The organism is Azospirillum oleiclasticum, assembly GCF_013423485.1.
Lineage (GTDB): Bacteria > Pseudomonadota > Alphaproteobacteria > Azospirillales > Azospirillaceae > Azospirillum > Azospirillum oleiclasticum.
In genome coordinates this window covers 183,106-200,267 of record NZ_JABFFR010000015.1, presented here as the reverse complement: position 1 = coordinate 200,267, position 17,162 = coordinate 183,106, and the positions used below count along the sequence as shown (strand labels likewise).

General features: G+C 70.1%; 10 protein-coding genes and 2 pseudogenes. 7 read left to right on the top strand and 5 right to left on the bottom strand.

Annotated elements, in window-relative coordinates:
• A pseudogene (locus HL658_RS37810) lies at positions 1-6,727 on the bottom strand (Ig-like domain-containing protein); the annotation flags it as partial.
• 264 nt (positions 6,728-6,991) lie between these two features.
• Here HL658_RS37810 and HL658_RS18320 point away from each other — a divergent pair.
• Together HL658_RS18320 and HL658_RS18315 are read left to right on the top strand one after the other, a co-directional pair.
• Positions 6,992-8,749, top strand: coding sequence for a type I secretion system permease/ATPase (locus HL658_RS18320; protein WP_343055193.1), 1,758 nt, complete (start codon positions 6,992-6,994; stop codon positions 8,747-8,749).
• Between the two features lie 12 nt (positions 8,750-8,761).
• Positions 8,762-10,120, top strand: a complete 1,359-nt coding sequence (locus HL658_RS18315; protein WP_180284922.1) for an HlyD family type I secretion periplasmic adaptor subunit — start codon at positions 8,762-8,764, stop codon at positions 10,118-10,120.
• Between the two features lie 4 nt (positions 10,121-10,124).
• On the opposite strand, the gene HL658_RS18310 is transcribed toward HL658_RS18315, so the two are convergent.
• Positions 10,125-11,201: a P-loop NTPase family protein gene (locus tag HL658_RS18310; protein ID WP_180284923.1), complete on the bottom strand. Its 1,077-nt coding sequence runs from the start codon at positions 11,199-11,201 to the stop codon at positions 10,125-10,127.
• Positions 11,202-11,279: 78 nt separating this feature from the next.
• Between HL658_RS18310 and HL658_RS18305 the strand changes: the two genes are divergently transcribed.
• Together HL658_RS18305 and HL658_RS18300 are read left to right on the top strand one after the other, a co-directional pair.
• Positions 11,280-12,359: an HlyD family secretion protein gene (locus HL658_RS18305; protein WP_180284924.1), complete on the top strand. Its 1,080-nt coding sequence runs from the start codon at positions 11,280-11,282 to the stop codon at positions 12,357-12,359.
• Positions 12,360-12,460: 101 nt separating this feature from the next.
• The gene (locus HL658_RS18300; protein ID WP_180284925.1) at positions 12,461-13,291 is read left to right on the top strand and encodes a hypothetical protein; all 831 of its coding nucleotides are present in this window, start codon (positions 12,461-12,463) and stop codon (positions 13,289-13,291) included.
• A gap of 13 nt (positions 13,292-13,304) precedes the next feature.
• Here HL658_RS18300 and HL658_RS18295 read toward each other — a convergent pair whose 3' ends face one another.
• The gene (locus HL658_RS18295) at positions 13,305-14,603 is read right to left on the bottom strand and encodes a glycosyltransferase (RefSeq protein ID WP_180284926.1); all 1,299 of its coding nucleotides are present in this window, start codon (positions 14,601-14,603) and stop codon (positions 13,305-13,307) included.
• Positions 14,604-14,824: 221 nt separating this feature from the next.
• Positions 14,825-15,022: pseudogene (locus HL658_RS18290) on the bottom strand (integrase core domain-containing protein); the annotation flags it as partial.
• Between the two features lie 398 nt (positions 15,023-15,420).
• Here HL658_RS18290 and pqqA point away from each other — a divergent pair.
• The 3 genes from pqqA to HL658_RS18275 all read left to right on the top strand — a co-directional run bounded on the left by pqqA (position 15,421) and on the right by HL658_RS18275 (position 16,745).
• Positions 15,421-15,549: a pyrroloquinoline quinone precursor peptide PqqA gene (gene pqqA, locus HL658_RS37185; RefSeq protein ID WP_246337679.1), complete on the top strand. Its 129-nt coding sequence runs from the start codon at positions 15,421-15,423 to the stop codon at positions 15,547-15,549.
• A gap of 177 nt (positions 15,550-15,726) precedes the next feature.
• On the top strand, positions 15,727-15,891 hold the full coding sequence (locus HL658_RS18280; protein WP_180284927.1) for a hypothetical protein: 165 nt from the start codon (positions 15,727-15,729) through the stop codon (positions 15,889-15,891).
• Positions 15,888-16,745, top strand: a complete 858-nt coding sequence (locus HL658_RS18275) for a RibD family protein (protein WP_180284928.1) — start codon at positions 15,888-15,890, stop codon at positions 16,743-16,745. The genes HL658_RS18280 and HL658_RS18275 overlap by 4 nt, the downstream gene beginning before the upstream one ends.
• A 21-nt stretch (positions 16,746-16,766) precedes the next feature.
• Here HL658_RS18275 and HL658_RS18270 read toward each other — a convergent pair whose 3' ends face one another.
• A complete protein-coding gene (locus HL658_RS18270; protein WP_180284929.1) occupies positions 16,767-16,961 on the bottom strand; it encodes a hypothetical protein in 195 nt (64 codons plus the stop codon).
• Positions 16,962-17,162 lie beyond the last annotated feature (201 nt).

Sequence of the window (17,162 nt, the reverse complement as noted above, 5' to 3'; positions counted from 1 at the left end):
TGTCGGTGCCGGCGGACAGGGTTGCGCCATCCGGAACACCGGTGATGGTGACGGACAGCGTCTCCGACCCGTCGGTGTCGGTCAGGGCGGCCGACAGATCCAACGCGATGGCGCTGTCCTCGGCACCGGCGGCATCCGCCACGGCGAGGACTGGAGCGTCGGCAACCGGAGTCACCGTCACGGTGACCGGCGCCGTCGTTGTGGCCGTACCGCCACCCGCCTCGGTCGAGGTCGCGGTGACCGTCAGGGCGAAGGCACCGCTGGCGTTCGCCGGCGGGGTGATGGTGAGCCCGTCCAGGTCGGCCGCCGACAGCGTCCAACTTCCGTCGCCGTTGTCGGTGCCGGCGGACAGCGTGGCCCCGTCGGGAAGGCCCGACACCGACACCGACAACGTCTCCGACCCGTCGGTGTCGGTCAGCGCCGCCGACAGGTCGAGCGCGATCGCACTGTCCTCGACGCCGGTTGCATCGGCAACCTCCAGAACCGGGGCGTCGGCAACCGGCGTCACGGTCACCGCCATGGCGGTCGTGGTGGTCGCCGTGCTGCCATCGGACTCTGTGGCGGTCGCCGCCACCGTCAGCGCCATGGTCCCGCTGTAATGCGCCGGCGGGCTGATGGTCAGCGCCTCCAGATCCGCCGCCGCCAGCGTCCAGCTGCCGTCACCGTTGTCGGTGCCGGCCGACAGAACCGCGCCCAAGGGCAGGCCGGACACGGTCACCGACAGCGTCTCGGACCCGTCGGTGTCGGTCAGCGCGGCCGACAGGTCGAGTGCGATGGCGGTGCCCTCGTCACCGGTCGTATCGGCCGCGGTCAGCAAGGGTGCGTCGGCGACCGGCGTCACCACCACGGTGACGGGTGCGGTCGTGGTAACCGTGCTGCCGTCGGATTCGGTGGTCGTCGCCGCCACCGTCAACACCATGTCCCCGGCGAAGTCCGCCGGCGGGGTGACGGTGAGACCGTCCAGATCGGCCGCGGACAGCGTCCAGCTTCCGTCGCCATTGTCGGTGCCGGCGGACAACGTGGCCCCGTCGGGAAGGCCGGAAACGATAACCGACAGGGTTTCCGACCCGTCGGTGTCGGTCAGCGTCGCCGACAGATCCAACGCGATCGCCGTATCCTCGGCACCGGATACGTCCGTGGCTGTGAGCACCGGAGCGTCCGCCACCGGGCTCACCGACACCATCAGGGTGGTGACGGTGTGGCCCTGGCTGCCCTCCCACTCCGTGGCTGTGGCGGTCACGGTCAGCGTGATATCGCCGCTGAAGTCGGCCGGCGGCGTCAGCCTCAGGCCGTCCAGATCGGCGGGCGCCAGCGTCCAGCTTCCGTCGCCGTTGTCGGTGCCGGCCGACAGCACCGCACCCGAGGGAAGCCCGGAGACCGTCACCGACAGCGTCTCGGACCCGTCCCTGTCCACCAGCGCCGCGCCGATGTCGAGCGCGATGGCGTTGTCCTCGGCGCCGGCGGCGTCGGTGACGGTGACCACCGGGCCGTCGGGTGTCGGGGTGATGACGACCGTCAGGTCCTGCGAGCTCCACGCCTCGCTGCCCGTCTCGTCGCGGGTGGTCGCCGTGAGCGTCAGGGTGATCTCGCCGCTGAGGTGCAGCGGTGGCGTGATCGACAGCCCGTCGAGCTCGGCGGGTGTCAGTGTCCAGGTGCCGTCGCCGTTGTCCACGCCGGCGGAAAGGATGGCGCCGTCCGGGACCTCCGACAGGGTGATGGTCAGGGTCTCTGAGCCGTCGGCATCGACCAGCGCCGCATCGAGATTCAGCGCAATCGCCGTGTCCTCAAGCCCCACAGCGTCTTCGACCGTCACCGTCGGCGCGTCGGCGACCGCCGCCACGGCGACGGTGAGCACGCCCGAAACGCTGGAGGAACCGCCGCCCGCTTCGGTCGCGGTGGCGGTGACATCGAGGGTGTAGTCACCGCTGGCGTTGGCCGGCGGGGTGAAGGTCAATCCATCCAGGTCGCTGGCGGTCAGCGTCCAGGTGCCGTCGCCGTTGTCGGTCCCGGCCGAGAGGGTGGCCCCCTCCGGCACGCCGCCGATGGTGATCGACAGCGTCTCGGACCCATCGAGGTCGCCAAGCGCCGCCGTGATGTCCAGCGCGATCGCCTCATCCTCGCCGCCGTCGGTGTCGGTCAGCGTCAGCTCCGGCGCGTCGGCAACCGGCGCGACGGCGACCGTGATGGCTGCTGTGGTCGTCGCTTGGCTGCCGTCGGCGTCGGTGGCCGTCGCCGTGACCGACAGCGCGATGGTGCCGCCCGTGTTCTCCGGCGGAGTGAAGGTCAGCCCGTCCAGCTCCTCGGCCGTCAGGGTCCAGCTGCCGTCGCCGTTGTCCGTGCCGGCCGACAGCACGGCCCCTTCCGGCACGCCGGCGATGGTCACCGACAGGGTTTCCGACCCGTCGAGATCGGTCAGCGCCGCCGCGATGTCGAGCGGGATGGCCGAATCCTCGTCGCCGGCCACGTCGCCCACCGTCAGCGAGGGCGTGTCGGCCACCGGAGCCACCGCGATGGTGAGGACGGCGGAAGAGGTCGCCGCGCTGCCGTTGGCCTCCCGCGCGGTGGCGCTCACGCTCAGGGTGAGATCGCCGCTGAAGCCTTGCGGCGGCGTCAGGGTCAGCCCATCCAGCTCGTCGGCGGTCAGCGTCCAGCTACCGTCGCCGTTGTCGATGCCGGCCGACAGGGACGCGCCATCGGGCAGACCGGAGACGGTCACCGACAGCACCTCCGACCCGTCGGTGTCGGTCAGGCCGGCCGACAGGTCGAGAGCGATGACGGCGTTCTCATCGCCAGCCGCATCGGCAACAGTCAGCGTCGGCGCGTCGGCGACCGCGTCCACGGTCACGGCGAGCGCCGCGCTGGTGGTCGCCGTGCTGCCGTTGGCCTCGCGGCTGGTCGCGGTCGCGGTCAGCGCAAGGGTGCCGGCGAAACCCGCCGGAGGCGTCAGCGTCAATCCATCGAGATCCGCCGGGGCGAGCGTCCAGGAGCCATCGCCGTTGTCGGTCCCCGCCGACAGGGTGGCGCCGGCCGGAACGCCGGACACCGTCACCGACAGCGTTTCGGAACCGTCGGTGTCGGTCAGCGCCGCCGCGATGTCGAGCGGAACGGGGGAATCCTCGGCGCCGGAGGCGTCGTCCACCGTCAGCATGGGCGCGTCGGCGACCGCGGCGACGTCCACGGTCATGGTGGTGGTCGTGGTGGTCGCATCGCCGTCCGCCTCGGTGCTGGTGGCGGCGAGAGTGAGTGCCAGGGCGCCGGCGAAGCCGGCCGGCGGTGTGAGCGTGAGTCCGTCGAGGTCGTCGGCGGTCAGGGTCCAGGAGCCGTCTCCGTTGTCGGTGCCGGCGGACAGGCCCGCCCCGGCCGGCAGGCCGGAGATGGTGACCGAGAGCGCCTCCGATCCGTCCGTGTCCGTCAACGCGGCGGACAGGTCCAGCGCAATGGCCCCATCCTCGGAACCGGCGGCGTCCTGCACGTCCAGCACTGCCGCATCCGCCACACCGGTCACATCGACCGTCACGGTGGCGGTGCGGCTGGCGGTGTCACCGCCATTCATCTCGGTGCTGGTGGCGGTCACCGTCAGGGCGATGGCGCCGCTGAAGTTGGCCGGCGGAGTCAGCGTCAGCCCCTCCAACTCGCCGGCGGTCAGCGTCCAGCTCCCGTCGCCGTTGTCGATGCCGGCGGACAGGCTCGCCCCTTCCGGCACACCCGTCACGGTGACGGAGAGCGACTCCGACCCGTCGGTGTCGGTGAGCGCAGCCGACAGGTCGAGCGCGATCGCCGAATCCTCGGCCCCCGCCGTGTCCTCCACCGTCAGCACAGGCGCGGAGGCGGTTGCGTCCGGCGGTGCCGGCACGGCGGTGACGGAGCGCAGGAGGAAGTCGCTGTTGTCGCCGCTGCGGCCGGCTCCGTCGTTGCCCGGGGCGATGGCGATCGACCCGATGATGGCACCGCCGAAGTCGGCGGCGTCCAGCGTCACCGTGGCGAGGCCGGTGACGGTGCCGGGCACCGTCACCTCGCCCAGCACCGCGCCGTTGACCCCGAAGACCACCACGCGCGCCGTCTCGATCCGGCCGCTGTCGTAGGGACCGTGGTCGGGACCGGGCTGAGCGGAATCCTCGTGACCGTCGAACAGGGCCGACAGCTCGACGGTGACCGTCTGCATCGGGCGCTCGAAGGACAGGGCGATCAGCTCGGTCGTCGGGCTGGCGCCGCCGCTGACGGTGTCGACCTCGCCGCCGTCGATGTTGCCGGGTGCGGCCACCGCCAAGCCGGAATACTGGTAGCTGCCGTGCAGCGCGCCGTCCGAGGTGTTGGAGCCGTCGATCGTGAAGCTCAGGCTCTTGGTGCCGAAGGGCACGCTCTGCCAGGACTCCGGATCGGTGGCGACGCCGACCAGAGCGCGCACGTCGACACCCTCGGCGGCCCACGCGGACACGACCTGCGCGGGGTTGACGTTGGCGTCGGGGGTGGTCAGCTCGATGATGGCGTCCGACGCCACGGAGACCGTGACGGTGGCCGTGGTGGTCGCGCTGCTGCCGTTCGCCTCGCGGCTGGTGGCGGCGATGGTCAGCGGCAGTTCGCCATGGAAATTCGCCGGCGGCGTGATGGTGAGCCCGTCGAAGTCGGCGGCCGACAGGGTCCAGGACCCATTGCCGTTGTCGGTTCCCGCCGACAGGCTGGCGCCGGCCGGTACGCCGGACACCGTCACCGACAGCGTCTCCGACCCGTCGCGATCGGTGAGCGCGGCGCTGATGTCGAGCGGGATCGCGGTGTCCTCGGTTCCCGAGGGCGCGGCGACGTCCAGCACGGGCGAATCGGCAACCGCGGCCACCCCCACCGTCAGCGTGGCCGTGGTGGTCGTGGCGTCGCCGTCCGTCTCCCGGGTGGTCGCAGCCACCGTGAGCGAAAGCGTGCCGGCATAACCGGCCGGCGGCGTCAAGGTCAGCCCGTCGAGGTCGGCGGCGCCGAGTGTCCACGAGCCGTTGCCATTGTCCGTTCCCGCTGACAGGCTGGCGCCCGACGGCACGCCGGACACCGTCACCGACAGCGTCTCCGACCCGTCCATATCATTGAGGACGGCGGTGATGTCGAGAGGGACCGGGGCATCCTCGGTCCCGGTGGCGGGTGCCACGGTCAGCTCCGCCGCGTCCGCAACGCCGGAGACGTCGATGCTGACGGTCGCCGTCTTGTGGGCCGTCGCGCCGCCGTTCGCCTCCGTGCTGGTGGCGGTGACCGTCAGCGCGATGGAGCCGCTGAAGTCGGCCGGCGGGGTGAGGGTGAGGCCGGCGAGGTCGGCCGGCTTCAAGGACCAGGTGCCGTTGCCCGTGTCCGTCCCGGCGGAGAGCGCGGCCCCTTCGGGCACGCCGGAGATGGTGACGGACAGCGACTCCGACCCGTCGGTGTCGGTGAGCGCCGCCGACAGGTCGAGCGCGATGGCGCTGTCCTCGGCCCCCGCGGCGTTGGCGACGGTCAGGACCGGCGCCGACGCGGCGGTGTCCGGAGGCACCGGCACGGTGGTGACGGAGCGCAGGAGGAAGTCGCTGTTGTCGCCGCTTCGGCCGGCGCCGTCGCCGGTCGGCGCGATCGCCACCGAACCGATGGGAGCGCCGAAGGCGGCCTGGTCGATGGTGACGGAGGCCAGGCCGTTGATGGTGCCGGAAACCGCCACCTCGCCCAGCACACGGCCATCGGTGCCGAACACGACGACGCGCGCGGTCTCGATGCGGCCGGCGTCGTAGGGACCGCGGTCCGACCCCGCCTGCTTGGGATCATCGTGACCGTCGAACAGGGCCGACAGCCCGATGGTGACCGTTTGCATCGGCTGGGCGAAGGACAGCCCGATCAGCTCGGTCGTCGGGTTGGCGCCGCCGCTGATGGTGTCGATCTCGCCGCTGTCGATCCCGCCCTTGGCGTTCACGCCGAGGCCGGAATAGGTGTAGCTGCCGTGCAGCGACGAATCGGTCGTGTTCTTGCTGCCGATCGAGAAGGAGATGTTCTTGGTGGCGAGGGATACGGTCTGCCAGGAGGACGGATCGGTCGCCATGCCGGTCAGTCCGCGGACGGTGACCCCTTCCTCGGCCCACGACGACGCCACCTGGGTCACGTTGACGTCGCGATCGGGCGTGGTCAGCGTCACGGGTTCCGGCACTGGTTCGGGCGTCGGGGACGGATTGCCCCCCGCGCCGCCATCATCCGAATCGCCGCCGGAACCGCCCTGCCCCGGCGTGCCGTCGAGCAGCGTGCCCAATTCCACGGTGGCGCCGTCCACCACGACCGTCAGGGCCTCCCATCCGCCGGCCTTCAGGCCGAGCGCGGAAAAGGTCCCCATATGGCTGTAATCGTTGCCGTTGCCGCCATCCTTGGTGTCGGCGATGAAGGCGCGCAGATCGCGCAGCGCGTCGAGGATTTCGGGGTCGCGCGACTGCGCGGTCGAGAGACGGATCTCCAGCGTGTCGGTGCCGCTGCCGCCGAAGTAGAAGTCCCAGCCACGGCCGTCGGTCGTCAGGTCGTGGATGCCGCGGTCGTTGCCGGTGCCGCCATCGACACGATCCTGGCCCGCACCGCCATTGAGCACGTCGTTCCCGCGCCCGCCATACAGCCGGTCGTCGGCGCGCCCGCCCGTCAGGGTGTCGTTGCCATTGGTCCCGGCTGTCCAGACGGGGGCGTCGTGGCCACGGTTCGGGCCATTTCCCGCCTCGCGATCGGAACTGCTCTTGTCAGAAGCCATGACGCGGCCGACACTCCCCTACGAAGGAAGGCATACGCAGGTACTACCTTCAATTCGCCTACGATTTTATATAGTTTCTTAGGAACTCGCAACGAAGATGGTTGGGCAAATGCGCTGCGGCTGGAATCGCCCGCAGGCAGCACGCGACGGAAATCGACGGCAGATCGGCGGATGAAGTCCAAAGTATTCAAATAGGAACATTTCGCCAGCGATTCCGCGCAATTTGCGACAAGGCGCGACATGTCATATGAATAGCGGGGAACGGTGCGCAGGACTGATCGCAAATCAGGCACGGAGAGCCGGGACAGTGTCCGCAAGGCGTTGATCCGATGCGCGCCGGCTTTGGGATTCTGCTTGCTGTTCAGCTGCGCGATCAATCTGCTGTTCCTGGCGCCGACGCTCTACATGCTGCAGGTCTACGACCGGGTGATCGCGAGCGGGAACATCAACACGCTGATCGCGCTCACGGTCGCGGTCACCATCGCCTACGCCGCGCAATCGACGCTGGACGCGGTGCGTGGCAGGCTGTTGCTGCGTTCCGGCAATCTGTTCAACGAGAACTTGCGCGAGCGGGTGTTCCAGGCGGAAATGGCGGATGCGGTGACCCGCCGTGGTCCGGCCGTGGGGACAGGCGCGCGCGATCTCGACCAGGTCCGCGCCTTTCTCGGCGGACCGGCGATGATGGCCATGATGGATGCGCCGTGGGTGCCACTCTTCGTGGCGGTGATCGCCCTGTTGCACCCCCTGCTCGCGGTGGCGCTGGTGTGCGGGACGGCGGCGTTGCTGCTGCTGGCCGTGTTGAACGAGGCGCTGATCGCCGGGCCGACCCGGACCGGCAACGCCGAGTCGGCCGAGGCGCAGACCTTCTTCGATGCCGTCATGCGCAACGCCCAGGTGGTGTGCGCCATGGGGATGTCCGACGCGCTGACCGCCCGCTGGAACGACCGGCGCGACCGCGCCACAGCGGCGCTGACCGGGGCCGCCGACCGCGGCGGCGCGGTATCGGCGCTCGTCAAGTTCCTGCGCCTGTTCCTGCAGAGCTTCGTGCTCGGTCTTGGCGCCTGGCTGGCCATCGCGCAGGAGATGTCCGCCGGATCAATGTTCGCCGCCGTGTTCCTGCTGGCCCGCGCCCTGGCTCCGGTTGAGCTTGCGGTCGGCTCGTGGCGCAGCATCGTGCTGGCGAGGCAGGCGTGGCGGCGCCTGGACGAGTTGCTGCAACGCCATCCGGAGCCGCCGGCTGCGATGACCATCCCGCAGCCGCGCGGCGCGGTCGCGGTGACCCAGCTCGGCTGGCTGCCGGACGGTGTCGAGCAGCCCGTCATCCGCGGCGTCGAGTTCATGCTCGAACCGGGCGAGGCGCTCGGCGTCGTCGGACCGAGCGGGGCGGGGAAATCCACGCTGCTAAGGCTGTTGGTGGGCATCCACCGGCCGACCGCGGGCAGCGTCCGCATCGACGGTGCCGATCTGGCCGCCTGGAATCGGACCCAGCTCGGCGGCCTGATCGGCTATCTGCCGCAGGAGGTCGAGCTGCTGGCCGGCAGCATCCGCGACAACATCGCCCGTTTCCAGGACGCCCCCCCGGAAGCGGTCGTCGCGGCGGCCGAGGCGGCCGGCTGCCACGCGATGATCATGGGGCTCCCCAAGGGCTACGACACGGAGGTGGGGGACGGGGGGATGATCCTCTCCGGCGGGCAGAGGCAGCGGGTCGGGCTCTCCCGTGCCCTGTTCGGGGCGCCGCGGCTGATCGTGCTGGACGAACCCAACGCCAACCTGGACGCGGCCGGCGAGGAGCAGCTGATGGACAGCCTGGACGCCCTGAAGGCGTCGGGCGCCACGCTGGTGATCGCCGCCCAGCGGCCGCGGGTGCTGGAGACCGTCGACCGCATCCTGGTGCTGCGCAACGGCCAGCCGGACATCATCGGCGAGCGCGCAGCGGTGCTGGCCCGTCTGATGCGCCCGGCGGCCCCGGTCCCGACGCTCCCCGGGGCGACCGTGGTCAGCCTCAAGGGCGGAACCGGCTGAGGAAGGGTGCCGATGACCATCATGAGCGGAGCGACCAACCATGCCGGCCGGGGCCCCGGCGCGCCCACCGACAGCTCCCGCATCGCCGGCACCGCGACGCTGGGCGTGGCGGTGATCCTGCTCTTCTTCGTCGTGATGGGCGGATGGGCCGCGACCACCCAACTGGCCGGCGCGGTGGTGGCGCCGGGCGTGGTCAAGGTCGTTTCCGACCGCCAGCCGGTGAAGCACCAGGAAAGCGGGGTGGTTGCCGAGGTGGCGGTGGTCGAGGGGCAGGAGGTCGAGGCCGGGCAGCTCCTGCTGCGTCTGGAAGGCACGCAGACCCGTGCCCTGGCCGATCAGCTCTCGGCGCAGCTCGACCAGCTCATGGCGGAAGAGGCGCGCCTGATCGCGGAGCGCGACGGGTCTGTCGAGATCGCCTTTCCCGAATCGCTGCTGTCGCGGCTGGAGCAGCCCGCGGTGCGCCAACTGGTGGATGCCCAGCACGCCCTGCTCGCCAGCCGCCGCGGCGCGCTGAACGGCGAAATCGATCTGTTGTCACAGGGCATCCGCCAGATGGAGGAGCAGATCGCCGGACGCAACGCCGAGGTCGCCAGCCTGGAGAAGCAGAACGCGCTGATCCGCCAGGAGACGGAGGACATCCGCTCCCTCTTCCTGAAGGGCTACGCGCCGAAATCGCGCCTGCTGGCGCTGGAGCGTGCCGGTGCGGCGCTGGATGGGCAGCGCTCGTCCCTGCTGGCCGGTGTGGCCGAGACCGGACGGTCGATCGAGCAGTCCCGTATGCGCATGGGCCAGTTGGAGCGCGACCGGCTGACCGAGGTGTCCGACCAGCTCAGCAAGGCCCAGGCGATGCTGCGCGACGTCGAACCGCGCCTGCGCGCCGTGCGGCGCCAGCTCGAACTCACCGAAATCCGAGCGCCGCTGGCCGGCCGCGTGCTGTCGCTCGCGGTGCGCGCCCCGGGACGGGTGGTCCAGCCGAGCGACGTGCTGATGGAGATCGTCCCCAGCGCCCAGGCGCTCGTCGTCGAAGGAACGATCCGGCCGGAGGATGTCGACGACGTGCACGCCGGCATGGCGGCGGAGGTCAGGCTGACCGCCTTCAACCCACGCCGCATGCCCCGGCTGGCCGCGGTCGTCGGCAACGTCTCCGCCGACCGGATCGTCGATCCGCGCAGCGGGCAACCCTTCTATCAGGTCCAGTTCACGGTGGATCCGTCACAGCTGGCTGATGCCGCCGCAGCACTTGGCCATGAGGTCACGCTTCTGCCCGGCATGCCGGCCCAGATCACCATCGCGACCAGCGAGCGCACCGTGCTCGACTACCTTCTGCTGCCGATCACCGACGGGCTGGAGCGCGCGATGCGCGAACCGTGAGGCGTCACACGATCGGCATGTCGATGGGCAGCAGGAAGCGATCCTCGGGAACGCTGCTGCCATTGACCTGCGGGCGCCGAGCTGCCGCCTCCGGCGGCAGCCGGCGCGGCTGCGGGGCGGGCTTGACCGGTGGCCGCGGCTCGTCCTTCGCCACGGGCGTGAGGCCCGCCGCAACGGCCGTGGTCTCCGGCGGCCGTTCGGGTGAGGAGGTTCGTTCGGGCGGCGGCGTGTCGTCCGGGCGCGGCGGCTCCGACGGCTCGGCCGGTGACGGTGCCACGCGCAGGCGGTCGGCCGTGGCCGCGCCGACATCGGCCGGCAGCCGCAGGGCGCCGGCCAGCGGTGCCACCGACTCGGCGAAGCGGCGCAGCCAGGACAGGATCCGCATGCGGTCGGCAAGCGCGATCCGTTCGTCCGTCGCGGCGGCGGCGAAGCGCACCAGCTTCTGGTCGCAGAGGATGGCCGCCGCGGTGTCAAGCCGCGGCATCTCGATCTCGATGCCGCCCGCATCGGCGAAGGCCTTGCCGGCCTCGCGGGTCCAGACGGCGAAGGTCTCGGCATCGAACAGCCCGTTGCGGACGGCGACGACCGTCGCGCGACCGGCCAGCGCCTCGGCGAGCCAGGGGGCGGTGTGGAAATCGGATGGGCTGGGGGTGATCACGTTGACCAGCACCAGCGCGTGCCCCATCGACCGCGCGCACGCCTCGAACTCCTTCACCGCCTCGGACGGCGAGGAGGCGGCCAGCAGGCTGGTCAGGTCGGTGCGGAATCCGGCAGGCAGATCGTGCAGGATCGTCTCAACCCCCGGCATCGCCATGCTGTTGAGCAGAAGGTCGCGGCCGAAGCGTCGGTCGCGGGCGTCGTAGAGCATGCAGCCGCGCCGCGGATCCTGCCGGTCCAGCGGCACCGTGCGGCCGTTCTCCTCCGACACGCGGAAGAACTTGAACAGGCTGCGCGCCAGCCAGTCGCCGTCGAAGAGTGCTGCGCGCACCTCGTGAAGCCGGTACAATTCGGCGAGGCCGCGCGCCCAGGTCGACTTGCCCGTGCCGCCCTTGTCACCCACCACGCAGACAATCGTCGCCATACCGCCTCCACGCCATTGCTAAATTTTACCAAACATTTTAAGTATCCACAAGCCCGAGTCACGTTCGCGCCGGTTCCGATGCCGATCCAGTCCCACGCCGCGAAGTATCGCCGGCCGGCCCCGCGCGTCCGGGTAGCCCGGTGGCTGCTGATCGGCATCGTTGCGGCGACGGCGGGATGGCTGGCCTATGTCGACCGGTTGCGGGTCATCGGTGTCGGCCACATCAAGGCGGAGGAGGTGATCCTGTCCTCCCTGTTCGAGGGTCGCATCGACGCGCTGCACGTCGCCTGCAACGACCGGTTCGCGATGGGCGACGTGCTCGCCCACATCTCCAACCCCATCCGCACCCACACCTACCGCGAGGAGCTGGTGGCGCTGGAGACGGATCACCACAACCGCCGGATCGCCCACGAGACCCGGCTCGCCGTCGCCTCGGCCCAAACGGACGCGGCCGGGCGTCGTCTTGACGCCGCTCGCCGGCACGCGGCCAACATGCAGGCCCTGGCCACCGTCATCGACGGCGCGTGGCGGGCGGGCGAGGCCGACCTGAAGCAGCGTGTGTCCATCCTCAACGCCCGTGAACGGAGCCGCGAGGAGCTGGCATCGGCCGAGTCCGCGCTGCGCCGGGCGCAGGCCGTGCAGGTCCGGCTGCAGGCCGAAGCCGAGGCCCAGCTCGCCGGTTTTGCCGAACGGTTGGAGGCGCAGCGCCGGCTCGTCGCCTTCGCCGGCCGCGAGCCGCTGGTCGCGCCCTTCTCCGGCACGGTGACGGAATGCCCCCGTTCGGTCGGCGACGTCGTCCGCCCGAGCATCACCGTCCTGCGCGTGCAGCGGGACGACAGCGCGCGGATCCTGATCTGGGTTTCGGCCGTGGATCTGCCGCGCCTGGCCCTGGGAATGCCGGCCGAGGTGTTCCTGGCCGACAGCCAGCGGTCGGTGGCCGGACGGGTGTCCGCCCTTGCCGACCGGGTCGGGGCATTGCCGTCGAGCCTGAAGCGGTATTTCTGGCAGAATCAGGCGTGGCAGCAATACGCCCTGGTCGAGGTGAAGCCGGACGATCCGTCTTCGGTGCGCGCTCTACCCGGCGATGCGCGGGTCGACGCGGTCATCCGTCTCTCCCCGAAGGTTCGGCTGCCGCGCACCGTGGTGCAGACGCTGTGACGGGAGCGTGGGCGGGTGGCGTGGTCCTGTCGAGGCGGGACCTTCTGCGATCCGCGACGGCGGCCGCGGCGGGGATTGCCACTCCGGCGTTCGGCGCGGACATGGCCGCTCCGCCGCAGGGCGACGCGCTGTGGATCTGGTCCGTAGATCGGGCCGGCTGGCCCGACGCGGCCCGCATCATGCGGCGCGAGGGCTTCTCCACCGCCTTCCTGTCGATTCCACCGACCGACCGCGCCGCCTTGGAGGGGCGGCCTGCTGCGCTGGACGATGCCCTGGCGCCTTTCGCCGAACGGGGCATCACCGTGCTGCTGGCCGGTGGCGACCCGGCCTGGGTGCTGTCGGAAGCCACCAAGCTTCCGCCGCCGCTGGTCGGGCTCGTCCGGCTGGCCGCCGGCTCGTCGCGGGTGGCCGGTGTGCAACTGGACGTAGAACCGTACACGCTGCCTCTGTGGCGATCCGGCCCCGAGGGCCGCGCCCGCATCGCGGCCGGGCTCATGGACCTGCTGGACGCGGCTCGTGCGGGACTGGCGCGGGAGGGCAAGGCGCTCGGGACCATCCTTCACCCGGCCTTCGCCAACGCCGCCCTGTCGGAACGGCACGGCGCCGGCACCATGGCCGATGGTGCCGTCCGGCGCGCCGACCGGCTGGTCGTCATGGCCTATCGCAACACACCGGACGGCGTCGGCACCTTCGCGCGGCGGCTGCTCCCGGCGATCGACGCCGCCCCGCGCCCCTGGCACCTCGGCGTCACGGTTCGCGGCGGGCAGAGCGAGCCATTCGTCAGCTATCACGGGCTCGGCATCGCACGCCTGCGCGCTGATATGAACACATTGCGCACCATGGCGCTCGCGCGGCCGAGCGGCACCTGGTACCTCGGCGCCGCCGTGCATGCCTACACCGCGCTTCTTCCGATGCTCGACGCCGCCCGCTGACGGGACGGCCATGTCACCAGTGGGGCGTCTCCCGCCAGATCTTCTCCGGGACGTAGCCGTGCCGCAGCCCGATGCGGAGCAGTTCCTTCACGATGGGTGGCAGCAGGGCGAGGCGCAGGATGAGCCGGTAGAGCGGCAGGAAGGGCGCCAGCGGCAGGGCGCCCAACCGCGGCACGCCGATCACGTCGTTGGCCGCCAGCATGCGCAGCACGGTCTCCCACACATGGATCCAGTACATGAATGTGAGGATGCGCGAGGTGGTGAAGGGGTCCGTCGCGACGTACCAGACAAGCCCGAACAGGAACAGCATCGGCGCCAGGAAGCGCACCAGGATCTGGTCCAGCATCATCAGGAAGTTGCCGTAGCCGAACAGGGAGATGCGCAGGATGTCGATCTGCTTGCGCAGGCGGATCTTGATCATGTTGCGTTCCCACCGGCTGCGCTGGCGGATCAACCCGCGCCAGGTGGCGGGGCAATCCACCCAGATGATTGCGTGGGGCGCGAAGCGCAGCGTCCAACCGGCCTTGCGCAGGCGCATGGTCACGTCGGTATCATCACCGAGCCCGGTGTCGTACCCGCCGAGCAACCTCAGGGCGCCCGCACGGAACATGCCGCCCGCCCCCGCAATGATCGACAGGATCCCCAGGTGCGAGCGCCAAAGCCGGCTGGTCGCCACGTTGAAGGCGTATTCGATCTCCTGCATCCGGGTGACGAAGCTGTCGCGTGCGTTGCGCACGCGCAGGTGCGCGGTCACGGCACCCACCTTGGGATCGTCGAAAGGAATCAGCATTTCGTGGATGGCGCCGATCTGCACGTCGGCGTCGGCGTCGACGATCATGATGAATTCGCCACGCGCCCGCTGGATTCCGATGTTCAGGCAACTCGGCTTGCCGGAGTGGGTGGCGGCGCGGTAACAACGGACATGCCCCGTACCCTCGAAGCTGCGGGCTATGGAGAAGGTGTCGTCGGTGGAGCAGTCGTCCACCACGATGATCTCCAGCCGCGGGTAGGAGCAGCCCAGCAGCGAGCGGATCGTCCCGGCGATGCCGGCCGCCTCGTTACGACCCGCGATGACCACCGACACCAACGGCGGCTGGACCATGCTGCGCGGCGGCGGCGGGAACAGCCGGTGCGGCACCACCAGATTGGCGAGCCATAGCGCCACGATCGGACCCTGGTAACGGACCAGCGGGCCGATCACGCACAACACGAACAGTGCGTTGTACCAGGGCAGGCTGGGGAGTGCGTTGACCGATCGGATGATGTTGAAGGGGTCGATCCCCTCGACGAAGTAGCGAAGGAACTCCTGCACCCTGCCCTCATGCGCATCAGGATGGCGTCGTTGACGCCGCGGTCGCTGCCGGCAACGGTCGGGGTGTTCCGTCACCAGCGTACGGGTGGCGACGTGCACAGATCGTCCGATGTTGCAGCCGTCGTCAACGATCCCTGCACGGTCATGTTAAGGGCGACGGAGGAGTCCATGCAAGCGCAGCCTGGAGTCGTCTCGGCTCGGTCGACGGGTTCGGGCTTGTTTCAGCCCATGAGGTTGGCTTTCCTTTCGTGATCGACCGGAGACAAAAAGCCGAGGGCGGAGTGCCGCCGGCGGGGATTGTACCGGCCTTCGATGAAGGTGAAGACGGCGATGTGCGCTTCGGCATGCGAGCGGAACCGCCGCCGGTCGAGCGGTTCACATTCGAGCGGCGCGAAGAAGCTTTCGCACACGGCATTGTCCTTCGGGAAGAGCCGGGTGCGGGAAAGCCGCAAGCCCGGATCCGCGAGGGCGAAAGCCGAATGGCTGAGTTGCTCGACCACGACCCCCTCCCCCCTCACCATCGCTCTTCACCCGGAATCCAAGAGGGCGGATGTGGCTGTTACCCGACAAGCCGCGGTCGGGGAAAGTGCTTCCGCAGAGGAACACGATTGGAGAACGCGATGCGCGGACGCGTCCCCGAGCGGATACGTGTTATGCGGGAAACCCGGGAGTTGGAGCGGGAGATCGAGAACAACGTCCGTCGCCGACCCCAGCGTTCGACCGGGAGCGATCGCAGCGGCACGCATAAGCCGAAATTCCCCGCGCGCTAACCGTCGGCGCGATGGTCGTACCGCCGCCGCACCGGTACGGTTCCTGGATGGGTCGGCGTTCGACCGGCTCCAATCATCGATTGCGGGAGGAGACCATGAAGACGTGGCGCAAACCGAAGGTCCGTGAACTGTCCGTCGGCACGGAGATCAACGCCTACGCCTGCGCGCACCTCTGATCCGGGGGCTCCGCCCATCCGTGGCGGGGCACCACCGGGCGGAACGACCATTCGCGCGGCGACCACCGGGCGCAGCCATCGTGAGCCCGGTGGTCGCCGTCACCCGGACGCCGACCTCCGTTTGGATCTCGGCCTTGCGCCCGGCACAGTGGACCATCGCGTCGGTCGGATGCCGCCATGGTTACGACCATTCGTGGGCTTGCGGGGCGGGTGACGGCCGGCAGTATCATCGACATCGCCCTTGCGGCGGGGTCCGTTATGTTCGTCAACCACGCGATCGAATCCTTCCCCGACCAGCCGGACCACGGGTTCCCGCAGGACCCGCGGGACGAGCCTCCATGACCGCGGCCTGCGGCCGCATGGTCCGCCTGTTCCCCGCCCCGCCAGAGGAGGTCGCGGTCGAGGGGACTTGGCTCGCCGACCGCCTGCACGAACAGAGCGGTCCGGAGCGACCCTTCGTGTACGCCAGCTTCGTCTGCAGCCTCGACGGGCGCATCGCGCTCCGCGACCCGGCCACCGGGACGGGCCGGCTGCCGGCGGTGCTGGCCAGCGCCAGCGACTTCCGGCTGCTCCTGGAACTCCAGGCCCAGGCCGACTGCGTGATCACCCACGCCGGCTACATGCGCGACATCGCCGCCGGCCGGCTGGACGACATCCTCCAGGTCGGACGTCCGGAACCGGGTGCCGACCTTGCCCGCTGGCGGCTGGAGAACGGCCTGTCCGCCCAGCCGGCGGTCGTGATCGCCAGCGCCAGCCTGGACTTCACGGTCCCCAGTTCCCTCGCCCGCAACGGGCAGAGGGTCATCGTCGCCACCGGGCACGGGGCGCCTGCCGACAGGCTGGAGGCACTGCGCCGCCAGGGGCACGAGGTGATCGAGGCCGGCGATGGCTCGTCGGTGGAGGGTGGACCGCTTGTGCGAGCGCTGGGCCTGCGTGGCTTCCGCAGCCTTTACCTTCTAGCCGGGCCCCGCCTGTTCGACACGGCGTTGCGCGACGGCGTGCTGTCCCGCCTCTATCTCACCACCACACACCGTCTGCTCGGAGGCGAGGCCTTCGACACCATGCTCGCCGGCCCGGCGCTGGGCGATGCCGGGGTGCGTCTGCGCCTGTCGTCCCTGCACTACGACCCGATGGTGCCGGACGGCCCCGGGCAATGCTTCACCCGGCTCGAAGGCCCCGCGGCGACCGCGTCCTGACCCCCGGCCGGCCGCGCACGCTCAGGTCGTCGGCTGCTCGCAGCGCCAGCGGCGAACGTTCCACTTCGGGTGGCTCATCTGCCATTGCACGGCGTTGATGTAGCCGTTGCGCGTGCACGCGACAACGTTCGGATACCGTTCCACAAAAGACGGGCGTTCAATCGAACACTCGTCAGGCTGCGCGAGAAGGCAAACCACCAGAACCAATTCAAACATATCAGGTCACCCAATCTTCCGGTGTGGCAACTGCTCCGTGCCCGCTGGCGTTCCTCATCCCGAATGGTCCGCGCCTGTTGACGTCGGCGTCCCACTGTTCAACAGAAGTCTCTACAATTCACTAACAACCAACGGACGTCAAAACCTCTCTCCACCCCCCAGCTAGCGTGAACTTGGCCATAATATCGCCCTGCGATCATG